Genomic DNA, 22,498 nt, shown 5'->3' with positions numbered 1-22,498 from the left:
ACGGTTGTTCTCCCCGTAACACTGCCACGGCCCTCCTCATTCCGAGACACCTGGTCCAATGCGCGAGACGATTTCGTCCCAGTAGCCGGGCAGACTCTGGAATGGACTGCTTTGTCCCGTCGGGTCTCCCTGGCCCGTCCGACCCGTCTGATCCGTGAAGAAGATCGTCCCCGCGCCCTGCCAGCGGGCGATCCGCATCGCCTCGTCGAGGTGGCTGCGCGGCACCCCGTGGACGAGGTGGACGAACTTCTCCGGCGGGTACTCGGCGGTCCACTCGGCCACCTGCGACCAGCGGTAGTCGGACCACGGTCCGGAGAAGGTGACCAACTGGTCGGCGGCCTCGGCATAGCCCGGATACGGGTGGGTGCCGTGGCTCAGGACGAGGTGGGCCTCGCCGTCGAGCACCGCCTCCAGGGTGGCCGTGACGCGCCTCACCTCGGGCAGGTCGGCCCGGTCGGTGGGACAGCGGTCCAGATAGAAGCCCTCGACCTTGTACCAGTCGAGGAAGCGGTGGGCATCCGAGACGATCTCGCCGAAGTCCCGCGAACCGTGGCGGAGGTCCAGATGCCCGAGGACCTTCACGCCCGCGTTCTTGAGCCGGCCCGCCGCCTCCAGACAGTGCGGGTCGGGCCGGTCCCCTGGCCCTTCGGCGACGTTGAGCACGGCCCAGTGCAGAGGGGTGCCGGGGCGGGTCAGCTCGGCCCATTCCACGGGGGCGAGCAGCGGGTGGGCGTAGCCGGGGACGCCGAAGCCCATCTCCTGGACGGCTCCCGTCGTGGTCAGATGCGACATGCCGCCTCCATCCAGATGTCGGCGAGGGATTCTTCGAGGTTGATCCGGGGCCGCCAGCCGAGGCGGTCGCGGGCGGTGCGGACGTCGGCCTGCTGCCAGCTGCCGCAGCCGTCGGGGTACGGGAAGGGCGCGGCGGCCAGCTGTTCGGCGATGGACTCGGTACGGGGGGCGCCGATGACCGAGCGCGGGGGCGGGCCGTCGAGTTCGTGCAGGGTTCCGGCGTAGCCGGCGACCCGGGCCAGGACGGCGGCGGCGTCGCGGAGCTTGACGGCGCGTCCGGTACCGATGTTGATGACGCCCTGGGCGGCGGAGAGCGAGGCGGCGTGGACGGCGCGGGCGACGTCCCGTACGTCCACGAAGTCGCGCTGGACGCCGAGGCCGCTGAGCTTGAGCTCGCCGTCACCGGCCTGCATGGCGCGGCGCATCGCCTCGGCGAGCCGCCCGAGGGGCGATCCGGCGGGGGTGCCGGGGCCCACGGGGGAGAACACGCGCAGCACGACCGCGTCGAGGCCGGACCCGAGGACGAGCTCGGTCGCGGCGAGCTTGGAGACGCCGTACGGGCCGCCGGGGCGGGGCACGGCGTCCTCGGCGGTGGAGGAGCCGGGCTGGGAGGGGCCGTACTCGGAGGCACAGCCGACCTGGACGAGCCGGGCGCCGCAGCCGCTGCGGCGCAGCGCCTCGCAGACGGTGGCGACGGCGACGGTGTTGTGCCGGGTCAGTTCGCGGGCTCCGCCACGGGTGGCGCCGGCGCAGTTGACGACGACTCCGGGGTGGACGGCGTCCAGGAAGCGGGTCAGCGCGCCGGGGCTGCCCCCGGCGAGGTCGAACCGTACGTCGGCGTCGTCGCCCCGCCCGAGGGCGGTGAGGTGCACGGCCGGGTCGGCGAGCAGCCGGTCGGCGACGAAACGACCGAGGAATCCGTTGGCTCCGAGCAGCAGCACCCTCATCGTGCGGCCCCTTCGTGCCGACCGGCCGTGGCTGGGGATTGGGAGGTCATGTCTCTTTCGTCTCCTTGGAATGGGGTCCTGCGCGGTGGGTGCGCCCGCGGCGTCGGCTCCGCGGGTGCGCCGGGGTTCAGGTGGCGGCGTGGGCCGAGGCCCGGGAGAGGGCGGCGGTGGCGTGGGCCAGCAGGCCGAGCGCCGCGGTGCCGCAGACGAGGGTGGGTACGGCTCCGGGGCCCCAGTTGTCGACGAGGGTCCGGACCGGGACGGCGAGGGGGTCGCAGCCGGGGACGCGGCCCGCCAGGACGCTCGCGAGGGCGAGCGCCTCGGCGGCGCAGGCGGCGGCGAGACCGCTCGCGGCGGTCTCGGGGAAGCCATGGACGGTGAGGAGCCGGGCGAGCAGGAGCAGGGTGCCGAGGGCGAGGGCGCCGGGGGCGAAGCCGGTCAGGCTCAGCAGGCCGGCGAGGGCGGTGAGATGGAGCGCGACGGTGGCCAGGAGCAGGGGGCGGGTGCCGGCGGCGAAGTCCTCCAGGCCGCGGCTGGCGGCGAGCCGGCGGCGGGCCCGGGCGGCAAAGAGCCGGGCGCACCAGGCGGCGGGGGCGACGGCGAGGGCGAGGCCGAGGAGGGGCAGGGGCGTGATGTCCCAGGGCCCGTCGGGTCCGCCGGTGAGCGTCGCTTCGAGGAGACCGTCGCCGCCGAGCGCGTACGCGAGGAGCCAGAGGGTCCAGAGGCGGGCGGCGGGGACGGTGCGGCCGGCCGCGCGCAGGGGGCCGCGCCGGACGGCGACGGTGAGCGCGGCGGCCAGGGCGAGGGCCCCGGCGGCTCCGACGGCGAGGCGCACGGGTCCTTCGGTGAGCGCGAGCCCGGTGACGGTGAGGGCGGTGACGGCGCCGGGCGCCAGGGCGCCCAGGGTCCACCCGGCCCACCCGGCGCGCGCCTCGCCCTCGCGCGCGGGGCGCATGGGCGCCCCGTTTCCACGCGGCACGCGCGCGTACAGCTCTTCGGCGAGCGAGAACACGTCCCGGTGCCGGAAACGCGCGGCGGTCCGGTCGGTGACCCCGTGCGCTTCGAGCCCGGCGGCGATCTCCAGGGCATCGACGGCCCGCTCACACAGCTCCCGGTGCCGGTGCATGAGCGCCTTGACCGGGTCGGCGGGCCCCCGCCGGCCGGCGGTTCCCGGCGCGCCCGACCCAGCGGCGGCCACGGGGCGGGCCTGCGACAGGGCGGCGGCCTCATCGGCGACGTCGGCCGCCTGAGTGCCAGCCTCGGCCACCTCGTCCCGCACCCCGAAGCCCGCACGGGCTTCCGCGCGGGGTCCCACCTCGGCCTGCGCCCCGAAGCCCGCACGCGCTTCCGCGCCGCATCCCGGCGCGGGCTGCGCCCGCGGCACATCACCGGCCTCCGGCCCCGGGACGGTGACCGTTCCCGCCCCGAGCCGGTCGTCCTCGACGACCGCGGCCGTCGGCCGCGGTCCCAGACCTGCGGCCGCCCCCGGCCCTGCCTCAGGCAGCTGCCAGAAGCCCGCGCGGGCCTCCGCGCCCGGCTGCGCCCGAGACACATCACCGGCCCCCGGAACCGTGACCGTTCCCGCCCCAAGCCGGTCGTCCTCGACGACCGCGGCCGTCGGCCGCGGGCCCGGACCTCCGGCCGCCTCCGGGGCGGGATGCCCGGCCCGGGGGCCGGGCGTTCGGCCTGGACGGGTCGTGGCCGGTTCGCCTGCCGACCGCAGGTCGAGGTCCGTGCCCGGCTCGCTCGGCTCCGGACGGGTCGGAGCGTGCCACGCGGGCTCCGGGGCCTTCATCGGCGGCGGGCCGTCGGTCGTCACGGAGACCGTTACGGCCACGGTCAGCGCCGTCGTCTCGAGGAGCGACTCGGAGTGGGAGTCCCAGGGGCCGGGGCGCATGGGGGTACCTCCTTCAGGCATCGGGGTCTCCCGCGACGGCGGCGGCGCTCACGGGCTGGTCCGCCCAGGTGCCGGGGACGTACGCCTCCGCCGGGTGGCCGAAGGGCACGCCCTCCGCGGCGCGGCGGCGCACCGGCGCGTGGGAGAGAAGTTCGAGGTAGATGCCGCGGAACGCCGCGAGGTTCTGCTCCACGGTGAACAGTTCGAGCGCCCGCGCCCGCGCCGCCGCGCCCAGGCGGTACCGGCGCTCGGGGTCGCGCAACAGCGCCAGGCACGCGTCCGCGAGCGCCCGCGGATTGCGCGGGGGCACCACGAGCCCCGTACCGCCGATGACCTCGACCACCGCGCCGACGTCCGTCGAGACCGTCGCCCGCGCGCAGAACATCGCCTCGACCAGGCTGATCGGGAAGCCCTCCACGACGCTGGAGAGGACGACGACCGCGCCCGCCGCGTACGCCTCGGCGAGCGTCGGCGCCTCCGGCCCGCCGATCTCCTCGAAGGAGACCGGGTTCTCGCCGACGGCGTGCGCCCCCGGCGCCTCGTCGGGGAAGAGCTGCGCCGCGAGCGCCTTGCAGTGCGCGACGTACGCGTCCGCGCCCGGCTCGCGCACCGGCGCGGCGATGATCCGGAGCCGTACGTCGGGCTGGGCCTTCCGCACCTCCGCGAAGGCGTGCAGCAGGGCGATGAGGTCCTTGGCGGGTTCCACCCGGCCGACCCACACGAGGGTCGCCGGGTCACCGCTCTCCTCGTCCTCGCCGACCTCGGTGAACCGCTCGGACTCCATACCCGGGTAGACCGTCCGCAGCTTGGCCCGGTCGGCCCCGCACCTCTCCTGCCAGCGCCGGGCGTGCGTGTTGCCGGGGGTGAGCAGCGCGGCCTGCCGGTAGACCTCGCCGGCGAGCCGGCCGTGGAAGGCGGCGAGCAGCGCCCGCACGGGAGCGGACCGGGTCGCTTCCGCGGCGGCGAGATAGTGCGCGCGCAGCTGTACGCCGTACTCGGTGACCAGCAGCGGAGTGCCGAAGAAGCGTTTGGCCAACAGGCCGGGCAGCGCCGCCGATCCGCCCGACGCGGCGTGGCAGAGGTCGACCGCGCCGAGTCCGTCCTCGCCGTACCAGTCGAGCGACAGCGGGCGCAGTGCGCGCTCCAGCTGGTCGACGACGTCGAGGTAGTCGGGGACGGTCGCGGCGGCCACGCCCCGGCGTGCGCCGGGCGCGCGGCAGGCGGACTCCAGGGTGCGGACCGCCAGTTCGGAGCGCAGGGCCGCGTAGAGGCCGCCGTGCTCACCGGCGAGCTCGGCCAGCCCGTACAGCCCCTCGGCGAAGGAGCGCGCGGCGGTCGCGTCGTCCTCGGCGCAGATGCCCGTCACGAGCGCACCGAAGTGCTCGGCGAAGCACCGCCGTTCGCGCCGCCCGTACGTGCGGCCGTCGTCCTCCGGGGCCCAGAGCGCGGCCGTGCGGACGCGCTGGACCTGCGGCGGCAGGTCGATCCAGCCGGCCTCCTCCTGCCGGGCGCTGCGGCTCAGGGCGTACACGTCGAACTCGTGCGGCGCGAGCCCGCGCACGAGCCGGTCGCACCAGAGCCTGGACTCACCCGTGGCGTATGGGTAGCCACCCTCCGTGAGCAGTCCGATCCGCATGAGGTACACCCCCGATCTCGCTTGTCTCCCGGCCGCCGTGGTCCGGCGACTCGCAGCGGGAAGAACGTAAGCGGATGAGACGGTCGCGCGATGGACGGTTGTCCGTCGCGCCACCGGAAGGGGTGAATGCACGTAACTTTCCCACCCCGGTCGCGTTCCGTCGCGCTACGGGGTGCTTCGTGTACGCAGCGTCATGCTGCGGCCATGCCCGCTCTCAGGTCCGGCGGGCGTTGAGCCGGGCGGCCTGGCGCGTCAGATGGTCGCGCTCGGCAAGGTTGGGCGCCTTCCGGGCCGCCTCGGCGTACAGCCGGGCCGCTGTCCCCAGGTCGCCGTCGCGCTCGTGGAGGTACGCCGCCACCGCAGCGTGGCGGGGCAGGGAGGCGTCCAGCTCGGCGAGCGCCGCCAGGCCGGCGCGCGGTCCGTCGGCCTCCCCGACGGCGACCGCCCGGTTGAGCCGGACGACCGGGCTGTCGGTCAGGCGCGTGAGCTCGTCGTACCACTCGACGATCTGGACCCAGTCGGTCTCCTCGGCGGTGGGCGCGTCGGCGTGGAGGGCCGCGATGGCGGCCTGGGCCTGGAACTCGCCGAGCCGGTCGCGGGAGAGGGCCGCCTGCAGGATCTCGACGCCCTCGGCGATCATCGCGGTGTCCCACCGGCCGCGGTCCTGCTCGGCGAGCGGCACGAGGCTGCCGTCGGAGGCGGTCCGGGCGGCGCGCCGGGCGTGGTGGAGCAGCATGAGGGCGAGCAGCCCCGCCACCTCGGGGTGGTCGATCGCGGCCGCGAGCTGACGGGTGAGCCGGATGGCCTCGGCGGCGAGGTCGACGTCGCCGGAGTAGCCCTCGTTGAAGACCAGATACAGCACCCGCAGCACGGTGGAGACATCGCCAGGCTGGTCGAACCGGACACCGGAGACGGTGCGCTTGGCCCGGCTGATGCGCTGCGCCATGGTCGCCTCGGGCACCAGATAGGCCTGGGCGATCTGGCGGGTGGTCAGCCCGCCGACCGCGCGCAGCGTGAGCGCGACCGCCGACGACGGCGTCAGCGACGGGTGGGCGCACAGGAAGTAGAGCTGGAGCGTGTCGTCCACGGCGGGCGCGGGGCCGGGCGCAGGCTCCTCCTCGACGAGGTCCTCACGCCGGCGGCGGGCCGCGTCCGACCTCGTCGCGTCGAGGAACTTGCGCCAGGCCACGGTGACCAGCCAGCCCTTCGGATCGCGCGGCCGGTCGTTCGGCCAGACGCGGACCGCCTCGACCAGCGCGTCCTGTACGGCGTCCTCGGCCGCCGCGAAGTCGGCTCCGCGGCGGACGAGGATTCCGAGCACGCTCGGCGTGAGGCTCCGGAGCAGGACCTCGTCCATCGGTGAGGTCACTCCGTGATGGTGGGCGACACGCCGTAGAACGGGCGCAGCTCGAGCCACTCGTGGATCGGCTTCCCGCCCGCCCCGGGGGCGGCCGACAGCTCACCGGCCAGCTCGACGGCGCGCTCGTAGCTGTCGACGTCGATCACCATCCAGCCGGCGATGAGGTCCTTGGTCTCGGCGAACGGGCCGTCGGTGACCGGCGGGCGCCCCTCGCCGTCGTACCGGACCCACACCCCCTCGGGGGCGAGCGCCTGGCCGTCGACGAACTCGCCGGTCTTCTCGAGCCGGGCCGCGAACTCGTGCATGTACTGCATGTGGGCCGAGATCTCCTCGGGCGTCCACTGGTCCATGGGCACGTCGTTGACCGCGGCCGGGGCGCCTCGGTAGTGCTTGAGAAGCAGGTACTTGGCCATGGTGTTCTCCTCGGGCTGATGCGACCCATTGTGGTCGCGTTCACTCCGGGGACGAAGCTGGGCACGCGTTCTCGACATCGCCGCCGGAATTTTTTCGAGGGATCACCCGGCACGCCTCAACTCCCCGGATGCACCCAGGGGTTGGGGCGGCATTTGATTCCGTCGATGTCCAGCGACTTGGTCTGCTGCTGCATCACGGGGGCGAGGGCGCCCGGCGTGCGGCAGCTGACGTGGCTGTGCCCGAGCCGGTGTCCGACCTCGTGGTTGATGAGCATCTGGCGGTAAGCCAGCATCGCCTTCGGACCGAACGTCTCCGACCCCTGCGCCCACCGGAACGCGTTGATCATCACCCGGGAGGTGGACAGCGAGTCGCACGACACGTTGTCGACCGTGGTGTCCAGACCCGACTTCGCGCACCAGACACCGGTGGTGCCGGGGCTGGCGAGCGTGATCACGAACTCCGGCTCCCCGCTGGAGATCCGCTCGAACGTCATGGCGCCCTGACCGGCCCAGCTCCGCTCGTCGTTGAGGGTCTTCTGCACGGCCTGCGCGAAGAGCGTCGCGTCGAGCCCGAGCCCCTTCTCGACGTCGACGCGGTAGCGGATCTTGCGGCCCTTGCCCGGCGCCTTGTCGAAGCCGGGCACGGCCTCGAACTCGCCCGAGCCCTTGAGCTTGGGGTCGATCGGGTACTGCCGGGCCATCAGCTGTTCGTACGTGGGCGGTGCGGCGGGTTCCGCGGGCGCGGTCTTGGCGGGCGGCACCTGCCGGTCGTCGGAGCGCGAGGTGCCACCGTTGTCGACGGCCCGGTCGGTGGGGCCTTCCGCCGAGCGGGCGACGGAGCTTCCCGAGTCGCGGTCGATGGCCTGACCGGCCACGACGACGGCGAGGACGGTGGTGACGGCGGCGGCCGCGATGCCGGTGAACGTCCGCCCCTTGCCGGCCTTCTTTGCGGGGGCCTCCTCGGGGAGGTCGGGAAGGTCGTCGGGGCCGCTCTCCCGGCGCGGGGCGGGGATGAAGGGGGCTCGCGAGGCGGTCTCGTCCGGATCGTTCGCGCGGGTGCCCTGCCAGTCGCCGTATCGCTCGGGGGGCGGCGGCGCGGTCTCGGCGTGTTCGGGATGCCCGCCCCGTACGGCCGTGTCGGCGGGGGCGGTGTACATCGGGGTGCCGTGCATGGGCGTGTCCCAGACGGGCCAGCCGCCGCTCTGCTGCCCGTACAAACCCTGAGCGGGGCCCTGCCCGTACGTGCCCTGGGCGTACCCGGTCCGCTGTCCGCCGGGTCCCTGGGGGTACGGATTCTGTGACCCACCCTGGCGGTGCCTGCCCGGGAGGTTCCCGCCCTCGGGGTTCGCGCCCCGGGCATTCGCGGCCGGCGGGTACGTGCCCTGCGGGTACGCGTCCTGCGTGTTCCCGCCCTGCGGGTACGTGTCCTGATCGCCCGGTGCGCGCCTGCGGCGCCCCGTCCCCGTCCCCGGCTCCGCTTCCCGCCGCTGCCCCGTATCGGCGGGGGGAGCGGGCGCGGGCCCCTTGCGACTATGTCGTCCCACGGCCCCGGATCAGCTCCCGCCGCTGTCGTCTGTGCCGGCTCGGTCGGCTGTGCCGACTGCGTTGGCTTCCTTGGCTTCGATCAGCTCCCGTACGGCCTGGGCGACCGTCTCGGGGTACTCCATCATGGCCACGTGCCCGGCGTCCGGAAGCGTCAGGAGGCGCGAGCCGCGGAACGCGGCGGCCGCCTTGCGGGCCATCCGGTACGAGACGAGCTGGTCACGGCCGCCGTAGACGAGCAGCGTCGGCGCGAGCACCCGTTCCGCCTGCCGCCACAGACCGTGCTGACCGCCGAGCGTGTACGCGTTGACGATGCCGCGCGAGGAGCGGGCCATGGCGTCCCAGAAGTACGGGAGCTCCAGGCGCCGTTCCATCTCCTCCACCGCGTGCCGGAAGCCCTCCTCGGTGACCCGCCCGGGGTCTCCGTAACAGAGCGAGAGAACCCCCCGGACGTGCTGCTCCGGCGTCCAGTCCCTGGTCAGCCTCGCGAACAGGGGCGCCATGCCGGGCAGGGCGAACAGCACGGTCGGCCAGGCGCCGCGCTGGGCGCGCAGCTCGGGCAGGGCCGGGGAGACCAGGGTGAGGGTGCGGACGAGATCGGGGCGGACGGCGGCGATCCGGGTGGAGACGGCGCCACCGAGCGAGTTGCCGATGAGGTGGACCGGGCCACGGCCGGCCGCGTCGAGCATCCGGATGACCGCCCGGGCGTGTCCGGTGACGGAGTAGTTGCCGTCGTCGGGCGGCGGGGAGTCGCCGAAGCCCGGCAGGTCGACGGCCTCACCGTCGATCTGGTCCGCGAGGAGCGGCATCAGCGCGGACCAGTTCTGCGAGGAGCCGCCGAGGCCGTGGACGTACAGCGCGGGCGCGAGCCCCGGCCGGCTGCCGGGCCGGGCGCGCACGGTGAGCGTGAGCCCGGGCAGCGCGACGCGCCGCAGCACCTCGCCGTCGGCGACCCGTACGGCGCGGGTGCGCGACGCGGGCGGTGCGGCGGCGGTCCGGGTCTCCGGCAGCTCGGTCGACGACATGGCCGCAATATTACGAGACGATCACGCGGAGGCGCGTGTGTGTGGCGTCACAGGATCGGGTGCGCCGCGCGGGGTGTGCTCCTACGCTCGTAGTGAGGGCCATCGGAGACGCTCCCGCATGCCGGAAGGAACCGCATGACTGTCGATCCGAACGAGCCGGACACATTCGCCGAGGAAGAGGTCGAAGTGCTCGACGAGGAAATCCCCGAGGCCGACGCCGCCGAACAGCACACGGAAGTCCAGCAGCAGGAGGACGAGCACCCCACCCATGTCGAACAGGACTCCGCGAACCCGGCCGACGCCGCCGAACAGACACGGGTAGTCGCCCTGAACGAAGACGACTACCGCTGATTCGTTCGGTTTAATGTTGAATCGCCTATCGCCCTCGGCGTCCGGTCCGTGAAATTCTGCGTCCGCACCGCGCACAGCCGGGTTACCCAAAAGTACGATGGCGGGCGCGGCACCACAGCGCGCATGGATCGATTTTTGGGAGGCGGCGTGACAGCCATCGAGCAGACAGAGGCAGCACGCCCTCGGGGCACGCGCCTTCCGCGCCGAGCCCGACGGAACCAGCTCCTCGGGGCGGCCCAGGAGGTGTTCGTCGCGCAGGGGTACCACTCCGCCGCGATGGACGACATCGCCGAGCGTGCGGGCGTCAGCAAGCCGGTGCTCTACCAGCACTTCCCGGGCAAGCTGGAGCTCTACCTGGCCCTGCTCGACCAGCACTGCGAGGCGCTCCTCCAGGCCGTGCGCACGGCGCTCGCGTCCACGACGGACAACAAGCTGCGGGTCGAAGCGACGATGGACGCGTACTTCGCGTACGTGGAGGACGAGGGCGGCGCGTTCCGGCTGGTCTTCGAGTCCGACCTGACCAACGAGCCGGCCGTGCGCGAGCGCGTGGACCGGGTGAGCCTGCAGTGCGCCGAGGCGATCTCCGACGTGATCGCCGAGGACACCGGCCTGTCCAAGGACGAGTCCATGCTGCTGGCCGTGGGTCTGGGCGGTGTCTCCCAGGTCGTCGCGCGCTACTGGCTCTCCAGCGAGTCGGCCATCCCCCGCGACAAGGCGGTCGCGCTGCTGACCTCCCTGGCGTGGCGCGGTATCGCGGGCTTCCCGCTGCACCCGACGGAGGGCCAGCTGAGCGCCGAGGGCCACTGACGCTCTGTTCGCTCCTGGCGTTCGGCCGGTGCGCCGTACGGGTCGCCTCACCGGGCTAATGTGTGCAGCGTACGGCGCGGGAAGACGCGCAACGCTGACCGTTCGGAGGGACATAGCCGTGGAGGTCAAGATCGGCGTGCAGCACGCACCCCGGGAGATCGTTCTGGAGAGCGGGCAGTCCGCCGAGGAGGTCGAGCGCGCGGTGGCCGACGCGCTGGCCGGCAAGGCGCAGCTGCTCAGCCTCACGGACGAGAAGGGCCGCAAGGTCCTGGTCCCGGCCGAGAAGATCGCGTACGTGGAGATCGGCGAGCCGGCGGTGCGCCGGGTGGGCTTCGGCGCGCTCTGAGACGTACGACCGAACAGGTGAGGGGCCCGGCGGATGCGATCCGCCGGGCCCTTCGTCCGTAAGGGCGCGCGTCGGGCGAAGGTGCAGGTGAGGCGGGCGGGGAGGATTGCGTTCGAGTCGGCCCGGGTAGGACGGCCTACGACCGAATGTCCCGCCCCGCACCGCACGCGAGGTGATCCCGTGTTCCTGGAAGCCCTCGGCTCCGCCCTGCTCGGATTCGCCCTGGCCTGGGCCGCCGTGCACCGGCTGCCCGACCGCCTCCCCGCACGCGGGGTCGTTCTCACCACCGGCACGCTCGGCGCCGTCTTCGGCGCCCTGGTGACCCACGGCGCCCTCGGCCCCGGCCACGCCCTGGCCACGCTCATCGGGGCGGTGGCGATCGCGACGGTCCTGCTCTCCCTGCTGCTCCGCCCGGCCTCCCGCCACCTGCGCCGATCAGCGGCGGCGTGAACAGCGCCACCACGAAGACGGTCCACGTGGGCGCTCTATGCCGTTGGCCTGCGCCCCGGGGCCTGGTCGGCGCAGGGGCCGCGCGGCCCCGCGCCTGAGGGCGCGGGGGCTCGCGTCAGGGGGTTACGCCGCCAGGCCCAGCGCAGCCATGCGCTTCGTGTGGGCCTCGGTGATACGGGAGAACATCCGGCCGACCTCCGCCAGGTCGAAGCCGGCCGCCACGCCGCCGACGAGCATCGTGGAGAGGGCGTCGCGCTCGGCGACGACCCGCTGGGCCTGGGAGAGCGCCTCGCCCATCAGCCGGCGCGCCCACAGCGCGAGCCGGCCGCCGACGCGCGAGTCCGCCTCGATCGCGGCGCGGACCTTCTCCACGGCGAAGTTGCCGTGGCCCGTGTCGTCGAGCACCGACAGCACGAGCCCGCGCGTGTCGGAGTCGAGGCGGGCCGCGACCTCACGGTAGAAGTCGCTCGCGATCGAGTCGCCGACATAGGCCTTGACCAGGCCCTCCAGCCAGTCCGACGGCGCGGTCTGGCGGTGGAAGTCGTCCAGCGCCTTGGCGAACGGCTCCATCGCGGCCGTCGGCTCCGCGTCCACGGCGGCCAGCCGGTCCCGCAGCTGCTCGAAGTGGTGGAACTCGGCGGAGGCCATCTTCGCCAGCTCCGCCTTGTCCGCGAGGGTCGGCGCGAGCTTGGCGTCCTCGGCGAGCCGCTCGAAGGCCGCGAGCTCGCCGTAGGCCAGCGCGCCGAGCAGATCGATGACCGCGGCGCGGTACTGCGGCTCGGCGGATGCCGTGGCCCAGTCCTGGGCGGCGATCCCGGTGAGCTCCTCGGCGGTCTCTTCCGCGGTCTCCCGCCCGGTCTCTTCGGCGGGCTTGGCGTTGTCAGGCGTCTCCATGAAGCGCACAATAGCCCGCTCCCCCGCCCGCTCAAGGCCCTGGTCAGTCACTGTGACCGCGCCCTCATCACGAATCCTCCCGACACACATGCGCGAATCCGGGGTACAGTGATAAAGCGCCTGCTGAGTATGCGGACAAGTTTTCGCACGTTCGGACGTACTCGGTGGGCCGACTCATGAATGAGGATGCCCGGTCGGTGGCCCGACTGGCTCCGACCCGACAACCCTCCCCGCGCACCCGCAGGAGGGACCCTCAGCGGCACGACGCTCGAGCGACGGCAGTGGTCCCGCGCCACCCGGCTGTGATCCATTCGTCGATCCGGCCGGAAGCGAATCGGCACGGTACGACCCCCAGCGTTCGCCTCGCGCCGCGTCTCACAGAAGAGGCAGCACCCTGACTACGACTTTCCGAGAGCTCGGGATCCTTCCCGAGACGGCCGAGGCGCTCGAAGCCGTCGGCATCGTGAATCCCTTCCCCATCCAGGAGATGACCCTTCCGGTCGCCCTCTCCGGCACCGACGTCATCGGCCAGGCCAAGACCGGCACCGGCAAGACCCTCGGTTTCGGTCTGCCGCTCCTGGAGCGCGTCACCGTCCCCGCGGACGTCGAGGCCGGCCGGGCCAAGCCCGAGCAGCTGACCGACGCCCCGCAGGCCCTGGTCGTCGTCCCCACCCGCGAGCTGTGCACCCAGGTCACCAACGACCTGCTGACCGCCGGCAAGGTCCGTAACGTCCGCGTGCTCGCCATCTACGGCGGCCGGGCGTACGAGCCCCAGGTCGAGGCGCTCAAGAAGGGCGTCGACGTCATCGTCGGCACCCCGGGCCGCCTGCTCGACCTGGCCGGCCAGCGCAAGCTCGACCTGTCCCACGTCAAGGCCCTCGTCCTCGACGAGGCCGACGAGATGCTCGACCTGGGCTTCCTGCCCGACGTCGAGAAGATCATGAACATGCTTCCGGCGAAGCGTCAGACCATGCTGTTCTCGGCCACCATGCCGGGCGCGGTCATCGGCCTCGCCCGCCGCTACATGTCGCAGCCGACGCACATCCGCGCCACCTCGCCCGACGGCGAGGGCGTGACCGTCGCCAACATCAAGCAGCACGTCTTCCGCGCGCACTCGATGGACAAGCCGGAGATGGTCTCCCGCATCCTGCAGGCCAACGGCCGCGGGCTCGCGATGATCTTCTGCCGTACGAAGCGCACGGCGGCCGACATCGCCGAGCAGCTGCAGCGGCGCGGCTTCGCCTCCGGCGCGGTCCACGGCGACCTCGGCCAGGGCGCCCGCGAGCAGGCGCTGCGCGCCTTCCGCAACGGCAAGGTCGACGTGCTCGTCTGCACCGACGTCGCCGCGCGCGGCATCGACGTCGAGGGCGTCACGCACGTCATCAACTACCAGTCGCCGGAGGACGAGAAGACGTTCCTCCACCGCGTGGGCCGCACCGGCCGCGCGGGCGCGAAGGGCACCGCGGTGACCCTGGTCGACTGGGACGACATCCCGCGCTGGCAGCTCATCAACAAGGCGCTCGGCCTTGACTTCCACGAGCCGGTCGAGACGTACTCCAGCTCCCCGCACCTGTACGAGGAGCTCGACATCCCGGCGGGCACCAAGGGCGTCCTGCCCCGCGCCGAGCGGACCCGCGCGGGTCTGGGCGCGGAGGAGCTGGAGGACCTGGGCGAGCCCGGCGGCCGTGGCGGCCGTGGCCGCAAGCAGGCCGCCCCGGCTGCCGAGGAGCGTCCGGACCGTACGCGCACCCCGCGCCAGCGTCGCCGTACGCGAAGCGGCTCCACGACGGACGAGACGGCCACGGTCACGGCCCCGGCCACGGCCACGGCCGTCGAGGCTCCGGTGGCGGAGGACGCTTCGGCGGAGCCGCGCACGCCGCGCCGCCGTCGTCGCACCCGTGCCACGGGCGCGTCGAGCGCCCCGGTCGTCGAGGCCGCTGCCGCCGCCCCGGTCGCGGAGGCCCCCGCCCCCGCGGCTCCGGTCGCTACGGCTCCGGTCGCCGTGGTCGCGCCCCGCACTGAGCAGGCCAGGCCGGTGGAGAAGGCCCCCGAGGCCCCGAAGGCCCCGCGCCGCCGCCGTGCGCGCGTGGTGAAGCCGGAGGAGACGGTGACCTTCCAGACCGTGGAGACGGCGGCCGCCGCCCTCGCCGCGGCCGCGCCGGTCGCCGAGAAGGTCGAGGAGCCCAAGAAGGCGGCCCCTCGCCGTCGTACGGCGAAGAAGGCCGTCGCCGAGGTCGTCGAGACGGCCCCCGTGGCCGCCGAGCCGGTCACCGAGGCCGTCGAGGAGCCGAAGAAGGCTCCCCGTCGCCGTACCGCCAAGAAGGCGGTCGCGGCCGAGGTCGCGGAGACCCCGGCCGTCGAGCCCGCAGCCGAGCCCGTCGTCGAGTCCGTCGTCGAGTCCGTCGTCGAGGAGGCTCCCAAGGCCCCGCGCCGTCGGACGGCCAAGAAGGCCGTGGCCGCCGAGGCCCCGGACGCCTCGGAGCCGAAGACGGCCCCGCGCCGCCGGACGACCAAGAAGGCGGCCGCCGCTCCGTCGGAGGCCACCGAGGTCGCCGAGGCGAGCGAGGCCCCCAAGGCCCCGCGTCGCCGCACGACGAAGAAGGCGGCGGCCGCGCAGCCCGAGAGCTGACGCACCGTCGCGCACCACGCAGAGCGGCCCGGCCCCTTTCCCAGGGACCGGGCCGCTCTGCGTTGCCTACGTGGCCGGTGTCGTGTCGATCTCCACCGGCACCGTGCCGACGAGGACCCGGTGATCCGAGCACTGGGTCGGGTCGACCGCCCCGTCCTTCGGATCAGGGACGGTGCAGCCGGTCGGAATGGCGAGGGAGTCCGCGCTGTACGCACCGCCGACGGGGATGCGGTTCTCCCGGACGAAGATGTGGTCGATCTTGGAGTTGCCGCCGCACGGCTCGGATCCCGTGCTGCCGTCGGCCGTCCACTCGCCGTACCCGGGGCAGTGCGTCGCGTCCGCGTCGTCGAGTTCGCGGTGCGCGCCCACGTTGTTCGGGTTGTTCACCGTGTCGGCCGTCGGCGAGTAGTAGCCGCCCAGCCGCCCGTAGTGCGGCTGGGCGTTGAGGTCGCCGGCGAGGAGGTAGGTCTCCCCGGCGGTCTCGAAGCCGTCGAGAATCCCGAGCACCGCTGCCAGCTGTCGCTCGTTGTCCTTCTTCGGCTCGCCCACCTGCCCGGGCGCGACGACGTTGCTGGTGGTGATGTGCACCGTGCAGAACTTCATCTTGTCCAAGGCTGCCAGCGGCGCGCAGAGCATCTTTCGCGGCTCGGGTGTCGGGTTCTCCGCCGTCGGGGTGTCCGCCGGCAGGAGGTACTGGTGTGACGTGCCGAGCGCCCGCTTGCTGAACAGCGCGTTCCCGAAGGACGACTTGCCGTCGCAGAGCCCGGCGCGGGGAGCGAGGGTCTCGGCGAAGCGCGAGAAGTTCGTCGTGGCGCTCTCCTCGGGCCAGCCCTCCGCCACCAAGGCCTGCTGGATGGCCTTGTACTGGCTGAAGCAGATCTCGTTGAACGACACGAAGTCCGCGTTCTGGTAGGTGATGGACGAGACGGCCTTGTCGACGAGCCCCCCGGTCGTCGCCCCGTCCCACATCACGTTGCCCGACACGTTCCAGTGCCAGGCCGTGTACGTCGCGGTGGTGCTGGTCGCCGACGCCGAGGTGGCCCCCGTCAGCAGCAGTCCGACCGACGACAGGACGACCGTCAGTCGTCGTTGCCAGTTCTTCATGATCCCTCCCCTGTCACAAAAAGGGTGATCATAGCCTCGGGTCCGTTCCGACGCCCGACTCGTCGGCGGCTATCGTCGCTGTATGAGCAAGCCCCGGTCCCTGGCGCTGCCACCGCGCACCCGTGCCTACCGGCTGGAGACCACGCGCGGCGGTTTCGCCGTCCTGGACACCGCGCCCGAGGGCGAGACCCGCGGCACGGTGCTGCTGCTGCCGGGCTACACCGGCAGCAAGGAGGACTTCCTCGCCCTGCTCGGTCCGCTCGGCGAGCACGGCTACCGCGCCGTGGCCGTCGACGGGCGCGGCCAGAACGAGACACCCGGGCCGCGCGGACGCCACGCGTACAGCCGCCGTGCCCTCGCCCTCGACGTGGTCGCGCAGGCGGCCGCGCTCGGCGACGGCCCGGTGCACCTGCTCGGCCACTCCTTCGGCGGCCTGGTCGCCCGTGCGGCGGCCGAGCTCGCGCCCGCCGCGTTCCGCTCGCTGACCCTGCTGTCCTCGGGGCCCGGCCGGGTCGCCCGCCCGCAGCGGGTCAGGGTCCGGGTGCTGCGCGGTGCGCTCGCCGTGCTGCCCAAGGAGCGGGTGTGGCTGGCGACGCGCTGGCTGGACAGCCGGGGCGAGGAGCCGGGGGTCGTCGACGCGCCGGAGGTCGTGCTGTTCCTGCGGCGGCGCTGGATGCTCACCCGGATCGCCCAACTGGCGGGCGCCGGCCGGCTGCTGCTGCGCGATCCGGACGGTACGGCGCGGCTGGCCGCGCTGCCGCTGCCGGTGCACATCGCGTACGGCGCGGAGGAGATGGTCTGGCCGGTGCACGGTCTGGCCGCGGCGGCGGCGAGCACGGGCGCGCACCACACGGTGGTCGTGGGCGCGGGCCACTCCCCCAACGTCTCGCACCCGGAGGAACTGGCGGGGCGGCTTGCGGCGTTCTGGGCCCACGCGGACGCACGGGCCGTCGACGCGGGCTAGGTCAGAACTGCGCCTGGAGGTGCTGCCAGAACCCGTCGCGCAGCGCCCGGCGCAGGGCCGCGTGGCCGCGCAGCGAGCGGCTGAGGAGCTTCTCCGCCTCGATGAGCAGGTCCTGGTCGACCGGTCCCGGCAGATACGGATGCCCGGGCAGCAGCTCGGCCAGCGCGTCGCGGCCCCGCTCGCCGAGCCAGGTCGCGGCGATCTGGGCGCCGACGAAGCGGACCTCCTCGCGCGAGGGCGGGGGCTCGCCCTCGTTCTCGTACGTCGTGACGGGCCGTCGGGTGACGTAGGGGCGGCAGAAGTCGAGCTCGAAGGTGCGCCGGCTGTCGACCTCCCAGAGCAGCGGCTCCGCCTGGTTGCGCCCTTCGGCGGCCTCGATGCCCCAGAGGTGGACGCGGGCCCCGTAGCCCTGGGCGGCCTCGACGGCCGGGACGAGGTCCTCGTCGCCGCCGACGAGGGCGGCGTCGCTGATGGCGCGGTGGCGGGCGAGGGACTCCAGATCGGAGCGGATGAGGGAGTCGACGCCCTTCTGCTGGTTGTTGGCGTTGAGGTTGCCCAGCCGGACCTTGACGTCGGGGAGTTCGGCGATGACCTGCTGCTCGGGGGTGTGGATACGGCGCCGTGCGCCGTCGTACCAGTAGACGCGCAGCAGCCGGCTGTCCGCGAAGATCGTGCGGGCCTTGTCGATGAAGGCCTCGATGAGCCCCTCGGCGTCGAGGTCGAAGGAGCGCCGGTCCTCGGTACCCGCCACCAGCAACCCGGCCGCAGCATAGACGTAACCCGCGTCGACGAAGATGGCATGGGTCGACGGGGTCTTCGCCACTTCGGCCAGCATCCGCCGCAGGAGCTCATTGGTGCGCTCCAGGCGGGTGTGCAGCTCGTGGACCGGGTCGCCGGGCGATGGCGTCGTCTGAGTCTGAGGGATCTCTGCGTCGTTCATACGTGCCTCATTCTCCGCCGGTCGGGCCGGGCCCGGCAATGTCCCCTACCGCTTAGTAGTTAGGCATCCAAAAAATTTCCTTAGCGTAGGGAATGTTTGCAGGATGCATCCCGTTGGACCTGTACGTAACACTCCAGACGAAGGGAGAAGCCCGTGCGCTTCGAAATCCTGCGACTCGACGACATCGACGGCACGCCCGTCGACCGGACCGTCGTGGACGCCGCCTCCGTCAACCGGATCGTGCAGCAGGCCGCGTCGATCGGCCAGCGCATCTGGATCCGCCCGGCCGACACCGCGGCCTCGTAACAGGTACGCGCTCGAACGCACCGCGCCCCCGCATGGACTCCGTGAACCGGAATCCGTACGGGGGCGCAGTGGTGTCAAGGGTCAGGCCCCCTGGACGATCTGCATGACGCCGTTGATGATCTGCTGCACGGCGATGGCGGAGAGCATCATGCCGGCGAGCCGGGTCACGAGCACGACGCCGCCGTCCTTGATGACGCGGATGATCAGCAGCGAGTAGCGCATGGTCAGCAAGAGCACGACGTGCATGGCGACGATCGCGGCCCAGACGGAGACCTGCGCGCCGACGCCGTCGGCGTGCTGCACGGCGAGAATCACGGACACGATCGCACCGGGCCCGGCGAGCAGGGGCATGCCGAGGGGTACGAGGGCGACGTTGACGTCCTTGGTCTGCTTGGGCTCGTCCGTCTTGCCGGTGAGGAGGTCGAGCGCGATGAGCAGGAGGAGCAGACCGCCGGCGATCATCAGGGCGGGTACGGAGACGTGGAGGTAGGCGAGGATCTGCTGCCCGAGGATCCCGAAGACGGTGATCACCCCGAAGGCGACGGCAACGGCCTGCCAGGCCATCCGCCGCTGGACCTTGGCGGCCCGGCCGGAGGTGAGGGCGAGGAAGATCGGGGTGATCCCGGGGGGATCCATGATCACGAACAGGGTCAGAAACAGCGAGCCGAATACGGCGACGTCGAACACGGTGTGCCTTGCGATGAGGGGTGTACGAGGGGTGTGGGGCGCGCTTGGGGGAGCGCGATGGGGGTGAACGTGGACGTGGACGAGGACGTTGCGCGACCGCCCCGGCCGCCGGTGGCTCCGCCGAAAGACCCGCCGCGAGCCCAACCGGGCAGCGGCCCTCCGACGGGGGCCCGCAGGGGGCTCCCGGAGGGGGTCCCGCAGGGAGGTCCCGCAGGGAGGTCCCGGATGGGGTCCCGCAGGGAGGTCCCGCAGGGAGGTCCCGGATGGGGGTCCCGCAGGGAAGCCCCGAGCCGGGGTCCCCAGAGGGAAGCCACCCGGCCGGGTCCCGGCAGGGAGCTCCCGGAGGGGCCACCGCAGGGAGCTCCCGGACGGGATCCCCGCAGGGAAGCCACGCCGGCCGGAGTCCCCGCAGGGGGCTCCCGGCCGGAGTCCCCGCAGGGGCTCCCGGATGGGGCCCCCGCAGGGAGCTCCCGGCTGGGGTCGGCCGATGGGCCGAGCCCGGGCCCGAGCGGGACCCGGAGCGGCAGCCGGCGGCGGGCTCCGTCGAGCCTTGGCAGGGTGCGCCCCGGGGGGCCGGTGACGGCCCGGGCTCAGCGCCCGGCACGGGGTACCGCCCCGGAGGCGGGTCCGTGCCGGCCGGTCCTACGTCCCGTAAGGGGCTACGCGGGTCCGCCTGTGCCCGGGACCGGGAAGGCGCCCGTGGCGCGGCGCGTGATCTCGCCGTAGATCTCGGGGTCCGTCGTGTACTCGCCGAGGCCGCACGTCTTGCGGCTGCCGTGGTAGTCGCTGGACCCCGTGGCCAGCAGCCCGAGCTCCTTCGCCAGCCCCCGCAGCCGCGCCCGCGTCGCCTCGTCGTGGTCCATGTGGTCGACCTCGATGCCGTCGAGCCCCGCCTCCGCGAGCCGCGCGATCGCGGACTCCGGGACGACCTCGCCCCGCTTGACCGCGAGCGGGTGCGCGAAGACCGTGACACCGCCGGCCGCCTTGACCAGACGGATCGCGTCGAACGGGTCGAGCTCGTGCTTCTCCACGTACGCCCGTCCGCCGTCCGCCAGCCACTCCGGCGTGAACGCCCCGGACACGTCCGGTACGACGCCGAGTTCGACCAGGGCCTCCGCGACGTGCGGGCGGCCCACCGAGCCGTCCCCCGCGATCCGGGCGACCTGGTCCCAGGTGACCGGGACGCCGAGCTCCTGGAGCTTGCCGACCATCGCCCGCGCGCGCGGCACCCGGTCGTCCCTGACCAGCTCGCGCTCGGCGGCCAGCGCGGGCTCCTCGGCGTCGAAGAGGTACCCGAGAAGGTGCAGACCGACACCGTCGAGGCGGCAGGACAGCTCGGCGCCCGTGACGAGGGTCAGCCCCTCCGGCAGCGCGGCGATCGCGTCCGCGTGGCCCCGCGTGGTGTCGTGGTCCGTCAGGGCGACGACGTCCAGTCCGGCGCGCGCCGCGTTGCGGACCAGCTCGGCCGGGGTGTCCGTACCGTCCGACGCCGTGGAGTGGGTGTGCAGGTCGATGCGCACGACGCGTTGCTCCAGGGCTCAGGGGCGGACTAGGGGGACGCTCCAGCATAACGGCCGAATCCACACCCCGGCCCCGCCCACCGACCCCCGGCCCGCCCCCGGCACCCCGCTCCCGGCGCACCTCCCACCGACCACCGACCACCGACCGCCGACCCCCGGCCGCCCCGCCTACGTCAGCAGACGCGGTGTCAGCGCCCCGCACGGAAGCAGGTCCACCTCGGCGCCCGCGTCCCGCAGGTCCGTGAGGACCAGTTCGTCATACATCAGCAGTCCGGACTGCTCGGGCCACACGATCGCCCACAGCCACAGTCCGCGCGCCTCCCCCGCGAAGACCGCCCGGTCCTGCGGCGTGCCGTTCACGTGCCACAGCGGGGTCGGCCGGCCGGCGGCGAGCACCTTCGTCTGGGCGGGCTTCTCGATGGCCATGCCGGGGCCGGGGTCCGGCCCGTCGATCCCCGCGTACCGCGCCCCGAGTCCGACGCCGAGCTCCTCGGCCACGAGCAGCAGCTCCCCGATCCCGCCGAGCGGTCCGGGCCCCGAGCAGGCGACGACCGTCGCGCGTCCTCCGCTGCGGTCGTCACCGGCGTACGCGACCCCGGTGAAGAGCCATCCCACGGGTAGGGGCCACGGCATCCAGACCGGCACCTGGGCCCGGTGCACCACCACACCGAGGGCCTCGACGCTGGGCGGGATCACGGGCTGCAGCGGGTGCACCGAGCCATGCACGTCGCACTGCCAGGAGTCGGCAAAAAGTCCGGGCGCCCTGACCCGGCCACCGCACTTCGGGCAACTGGGTTCGCCCCTCATAGAGCCCAACGGTCCTACCCCTCCGCGCCCGCGTCAAGGACGATCACCCGTCCGGCCCGACCAGTTCACCCCGAGTGATAGGTGTACGCGTCAACCATGGGAGACCCGGAGGGCGGGTGCGTCAGTCGAGCGGCACCGACCGGCGCAGCGGATCGCGCAGGTCCGTGCCGTTCGCCAGCCAGCGCTCCTCCAGGGCCTGCGCCCCGTGCACCCGCTTCCACGCCGCCTCGTTCGACGTCATCGGCAGCAACGGCAGGAACCGGACCGGCTCCATGGGCTCGTCCAGCTCCAGGTCCTCCACAAGACCGCCCGACTCCGCGACGAGCACCGAGCTGAACGGGGCCCCGGGCCAGAGGGGTTCGCCCACGTCGAGCGAGGCGCCGGGGGCCACGACCACGCCCTCGACCTGAGGGGTCGAGGCGAGGACGGCGAGCGGGCGGAGCACGTTGTCGGTGTCGGCGAGCCCGGCCCGTACCGAGAGCACCAGTTCCGCGCGCGGGCCCTTCACGGGGTCGGCGAGCGCGGCGGTCGGGTCGGTCATCGGGTGCGCGGACATGCCGAGGGTGGCGTAGCGGACCACATCGCCGTCGATGAAGCGGAGCACCTCGATCCGGTCCGTGCCGAGAAACGTCACCGCGGCGCGCGCGTCCGGTTCACCGAGCGCCGAACGCAGCCGGGCCTCGACCAGAGCAAGAACTTCTCCCATGCGGTGAGCATAAAGCGCGTACGGAACGGGCAATGGAAGGGATTGGCCCTCTGTCGGCTGATAGTCTTGGCCGCTGGTCGGTACTCCCGACCACTCGTCATCCCCCAAGGGGGACCGGCCGGAGGAGGTGGGGCTGCGTGGATCGAAGTCGATCGGGCAGTACCAACCGCTCTTCCGCCCCGCACCCGAGCCCGGTGCGTTTCTCCCGGTGATCTGAGGCCTTCCGCAACCGGTCCGCCCACCGTCACCCGGCATCTCGCACGACGGAAGAGCACTTCGCCTTTGCCTGTCTGTAGCGAACGCCGTCACCGCGATCCCGCGGTGCCGCCCGCTTTGTGGACGACGTAGCTCCACGTCCCCATTCCGGGCTGTGCC

At 73.3% G+C, this 22,498-nt stretch carries 22 protein-coding genes; 7 read left to right on the top strand and 15 right to left on the bottom strand.

Features of this window, described 5'->3' with window-relative positions:
* Window positions 1-36: 36 nt before the first annotated feature.
* The 8 genes from ACZ4VI_RS08760 to ACZ4VI_RS08725 all read right to left on the bottom strand — a co-directional run bounded on the left by ACZ4VI_RS08760 (window position 37) and on the right by ACZ4VI_RS08725 (window position 9,612).
* On the bottom strand, window positions 37-792 hold the full coding sequence (locus ACZ4VI_RS08760; RefSeq protein ID WP_467997927.1) for a spherulation-specific family 4 protein: 756 nt from the start codon (window positions 790-792) through the stop codon (window positions 37-39).
* Window positions 780-1,739, bottom strand: a complete 960-nt coding sequence (locus tag ACZ4VI_RS08755) for an NAD-dependent epimerase/dehydratase family protein (RefSeq protein ID WP_467997925.1) — start codon at window positions 1,737-1,739, stop codon at window positions 780-782. The genes ACZ4VI_RS08760 and ACZ4VI_RS08755 overlap by 13 nt, the downstream gene beginning before the upstream one ends.
* A 127-nt stretch (window positions 1,740-1,866) precedes the next feature.
* Window positions 1,867-3,018 carry a hypothetical protein gene (locus ACZ4VI_RS08750; RefSeq protein WP_467998103.1) on the bottom strand — a complete coding sequence of 384 codons (1,152 nt, stop codon included), beginning with the start codon at window positions 3,016-3,018 and terminating at the stop codon, window positions 1,867-1,869.
* A 631-nt stretch (window positions 3,019-3,649) separates the two neighbouring features.
* Window positions 3,650-5,272: a DUF3492 domain-containing protein gene (locus ACZ4VI_RS08745; protein WP_467997923.1), complete on the bottom strand. Its 1,623-nt coding sequence runs from the start codon at window positions 5,270-5,272 to the stop codon at window positions 3,650-3,652.
* Window positions 5,273-5,486: 214 nt separating this feature from the next.
* Window positions 5,487-6,629, bottom strand: coding sequence for an RNA polymerase sigma factor (locus ACZ4VI_RS08740; RefSeq protein WP_467998102.1), 1,143 nt, complete (start codon window positions 6,627-6,629; stop codon window positions 5,487-5,489).
* Window positions 6,630-6,637: 8 nt separating this feature from the next.
* The gene (locus ACZ4VI_RS08735) at window positions 6,638-7,045 is read right to left on the bottom strand and encodes a YciI family protein (protein WP_467997922.1); all 408 of its coding nucleotides are present in this window, start codon (window positions 7,043-7,045) and stop codon (window positions 6,638-6,640) included.
* A 116-nt stretch (window positions 7,046-7,161) separates the two neighbouring features.
* Window positions 7,162-8,262, bottom strand: a complete 1,101-nt coding sequence (locus ACZ4VI_RS08730; RefSeq protein ID WP_467997920.1) for a DUF3152 domain-containing protein — start codon at window positions 8,260-8,262, stop codon at window positions 7,162-7,164.
* Between the two features lie 336 nt (window positions 8,263-8,598).
* A complete protein-coding gene (locus ACZ4VI_RS08725) occupies window positions 8,599-9,612 on the bottom strand; it encodes an alpha/beta fold hydrolase (RefSeq protein WP_467997917.1) in 1,014 nt (337 codons plus the stop codon).
* A gap of 135 nt (window positions 9,613-9,747) precedes the next feature.
* Here ACZ4VI_RS08725 and ACZ4VI_RS08720 point away from each other — a divergent pair, with 135 nt between their 5' ends.
* From ACZ4VI_RS08720 to ACZ4VI_RS08705, 4 genes are all read left to right on the top strand, one after another.
* On the top strand, window positions 9,748-9,963 hold the full coding sequence (locus ACZ4VI_RS08720) for a hypothetical protein (RefSeq protein ID WP_467997915.1): 216 nt from the start codon (window positions 9,748-9,750) through the stop codon (window positions 9,961-9,963).
* Window positions 9,964-10,110: 147 nt separating this feature from the next.
* Window positions 10,111-10,770, top strand: coding sequence for a TetR/AcrR family transcriptional regulator (locus tag ACZ4VI_RS08715; protein WP_467997913.1), 660 nt, complete (start codon window positions 10,111-10,113; stop codon window positions 10,768-10,770).
* A gap of 118 nt (window positions 10,771-10,888) precedes the next feature.
* Window positions 10,889-11,116, top strand: a complete 228-nt coding sequence (locus ACZ4VI_RS08710; protein ID WP_217510274.1) for a DUF3107 domain-containing protein — start codon at window positions 10,889-10,891, stop codon at window positions 11,114-11,116.
* A gap of 180 nt (window positions 11,117-11,296) precedes the next feature.
* Entirely contained in the window at window positions 11,297-11,566 is a 270-nt protein-coding gene (locus tag ACZ4VI_RS08705) for a hypothetical protein (protein ID WP_467997911.1), read from the top strand.
* Window positions 11,567-11,689: 123 nt separating this feature from the next.
* On the opposite strand, the gene ACZ4VI_RS08700 is transcribed toward ACZ4VI_RS08705, so the two are convergent.
* A complete protein-coding gene (locus ACZ4VI_RS08700; RefSeq protein WP_467997909.1) occupies window positions 11,690-12,460 on the bottom strand; it encodes a ferritin-like fold-containing protein in 771 nt (256 codons plus the stop codon).
* A gap of 487 nt (window positions 12,461-12,947) precedes the next feature.
* On the opposite strand from ACZ4VI_RS08700, the gene ACZ4VI_RS08695 reads away from it, so the two are divergent.
* Window positions 12,948-15,089: a DEAD/DEAH box helicase gene (locus tag ACZ4VI_RS08695; protein ID WP_467997908.1), complete on the top strand. Its 2,142-nt coding sequence runs from the start codon at window positions 12,948-12,950 to the stop codon at window positions 15,087-15,089.
* 66 nt (window positions 15,090-15,155) lie between these two features.
* Here ACZ4VI_RS08695 and ACZ4VI_RS08690 read toward each other — a convergent pair whose 3' ends face one another.
* A complete protein-coding gene (locus tag ACZ4VI_RS08690; RefSeq protein WP_467997907.1) occupies window positions 15,156-16,193 on the bottom strand; it encodes an endonuclease/exonuclease/phosphatase family protein in 1,038 nt (345 codons plus the stop codon).
* 82 nt (window positions 16,194-16,275) lie between these two features.
* On the opposite strand from ACZ4VI_RS08690, the gene ACZ4VI_RS08685 reads away from it, so the two are divergent.
* A complete protein-coding gene (locus ACZ4VI_RS08685; protein ID WP_467997905.1) occupies window positions 16,276-17,157 on the top strand; it encodes an alpha/beta fold hydrolase in 882 nt (293 codons plus the stop codon).
* 1 nt (window position 17,158) lies between these two features.
* Here ACZ4VI_RS08685 and ACZ4VI_RS08680 read toward each other — a convergent pair whose 3' ends face one another.
* Window positions 17,159-18,097, bottom strand: a complete 939-nt coding sequence (locus tag ACZ4VI_RS08680; protein ID WP_467997904.1) for an NYN domain-containing protein — start codon at window positions 18,095-18,097, stop codon at window positions 17,159-17,161.
* 153 nt (window positions 18,098-18,250) lie between these two features.
* Here ACZ4VI_RS08680 and ACZ4VI_RS08675 point away from each other — a divergent pair, with 153 nt between their 5' ends.
* The gene (locus tag ACZ4VI_RS08675) at window positions 18,251-18,403 is read left to right on the top strand and encodes a hypothetical protein (protein WP_147981095.1); all 153 of its coding nucleotides are present in this window, start codon (window positions 18,251-18,253) and stop codon (window positions 18,401-18,403) included.
* An 81-nt stretch (window positions 18,404-18,484) separates the two neighbouring features.
* Here the strand turns inward: ACZ4VI_RS08675 and ACZ4VI_RS08670 are convergent, their stop codons facing one another.
* From ACZ4VI_RS08670 to ACZ4VI_RS08655, 4 genes are all read right to left on the bottom strand, one after another.
* Window positions 18,485-19,090, bottom strand: a complete 606-nt coding sequence (locus ACZ4VI_RS08670; RefSeq protein ID WP_467997902.1) for a MarC family protein — start codon at window positions 19,088-19,090, stop codon at window positions 18,485-18,487.
* 659 nt (window positions 19,091-19,749) lie between these two features.
* A complete protein-coding gene (locus tag ACZ4VI_RS08665; protein WP_467997900.1) occupies window positions 19,750-20,610 on the bottom strand; it encodes a PHP domain-containing protein in 861 nt (286 codons plus the stop codon).
* Between the two features lie 168 nt (window positions 20,611-20,778).
* Window positions 20,779-21,417 carry a DUF6758 family protein gene (locus tag ACZ4VI_RS08660; protein ID WP_467997898.1) on the bottom strand — a complete coding sequence of 213 codons (639 nt, stop codon included), beginning with the start codon at window positions 21,415-21,417 and terminating at the stop codon, window positions 20,779-20,781.
* A 121-nt stretch (window positions 21,418-21,538) separates the two neighbouring features.
* Complete coding sequence (locus ACZ4VI_RS08655; protein WP_467997896.1) at window positions 21,539-22,123, bottom strand: suppressor of fused domain protein; 585 nt, start codon at window positions 22,121-22,123, stop codon at window positions 21,539-21,541.
* Between the last annotated feature and the right edge of the window lie 375 nt (window positions 22,124-22,498).

The sequence above is a fragment of the Streptomyces sp. NPDC029169 genome, assembly GCF_055563935.1.
Note: the sequence above shows the minus strand (reverse complement) of the source record. Positions and strands in the feature narration are given on the sequence as shown.

Excerpts from the sequence above, each read along its gene's own strand:
- ACZ4VI_RS08760 (WP_467997927.1), bottom strand. The coding sequence starts at position 792 with ATGTCGCATCTGACCACGACGGGAGCCGTCCAGGAGATGGGCTTCGGC.
- ACZ4VI_RS08755 (WP_467997925.1), bottom strand. The coding sequence starts at position 1,739 with ATGAGGGTGCTGCTGCTCGGAGCCAACGGATTCCTCGGTCGTTTCGTC.
- ACZ4VI_RS08745 (WP_467997923.1), bottom strand. The coding sequence starts at position 5,272 with ATGCGGATCGGACTGCTCACGGAGGGTGGCTACCCATACGCCACGGGT.
- ACZ4VI_RS08740 (WP_467998102.1), bottom strand. The coding sequence starts at position 6,629 with ATGGACGAGGTCCTGCTCCGGAGCCTCACGCCGAGCGTGCTCGGAATC.
- ACZ4VI_RS08735 (WP_467997922.1), bottom strand. The coding sequence starts at position 7,045 with ATGGCCAAGTACCTGCTTCTCAAGCACTACCGAGGCGCCCCGGCCGCG.
- ACZ4VI_RS08725 (WP_467997917.1), bottom strand. The coding sequence starts at position 9,612 with ATGTCGTCGACCGAGCTGCCGGAGACCCGGACCGCCGCCGCACCGCCC.
- ACZ4VI_RS08720 (WP_467997915.1), top strand. The coding sequence starts at position 9,748 with ATGACTGTCGATCCGAACGAGCCGGACACATTCGCCGAGGAAGAGGTC.
- ACZ4VI_RS08700 (WP_467997909.1), bottom strand. The coding sequence starts at position 12,460 with ATGGAGACGCCTGACAACGCCAAGCCCGCCGAAGAGACCGGGCGGGAG.
- ACZ4VI_RS08695 (WP_467997908.1), top strand. The coding sequence starts at position 12,948 with ATGACCCTTCCGGTCGCCCTCTCCGGCACCGACGTCATCGGCCAGGCC.
- ACZ4VI_RS08690 (WP_467997907.1), bottom strand. The coding sequence starts at position 16,193 with ATGAAGAACTGGCAACGACGACTGACGGTCGTCCTGTCGTCGGTCGGA.
- ACZ4VI_RS08685 (WP_467997905.1), top strand. The coding sequence starts at position 16,276 with ATGAGCAAGCCCCGGTCCCTGGCGCTGCCACCGCGCACCCGTGCCTAC.
- ACZ4VI_RS08680 (WP_467997904.1), bottom strand. The coding sequence starts at position 18,097 with ATGAACGACGCAGAGATCCCTCAGACTCAGACGACGCCATCGCCCGGC.
- ACZ4VI_RS08660 (WP_467997898.1), bottom strand. The coding sequence starts at position 21,417 with ATGAGGGGCGAACCCAGTTGCCCGAAGTGCGGTGGCCGGGTCAGGGCG.
- ACZ4VI_RS08655 (WP_467997896.1), bottom strand. The coding sequence starts at position 22,123 with ATGGGAGAAGTTCTTGCTCTGGTCGAGGCCCGGCTGCGTTCGGCGCTC.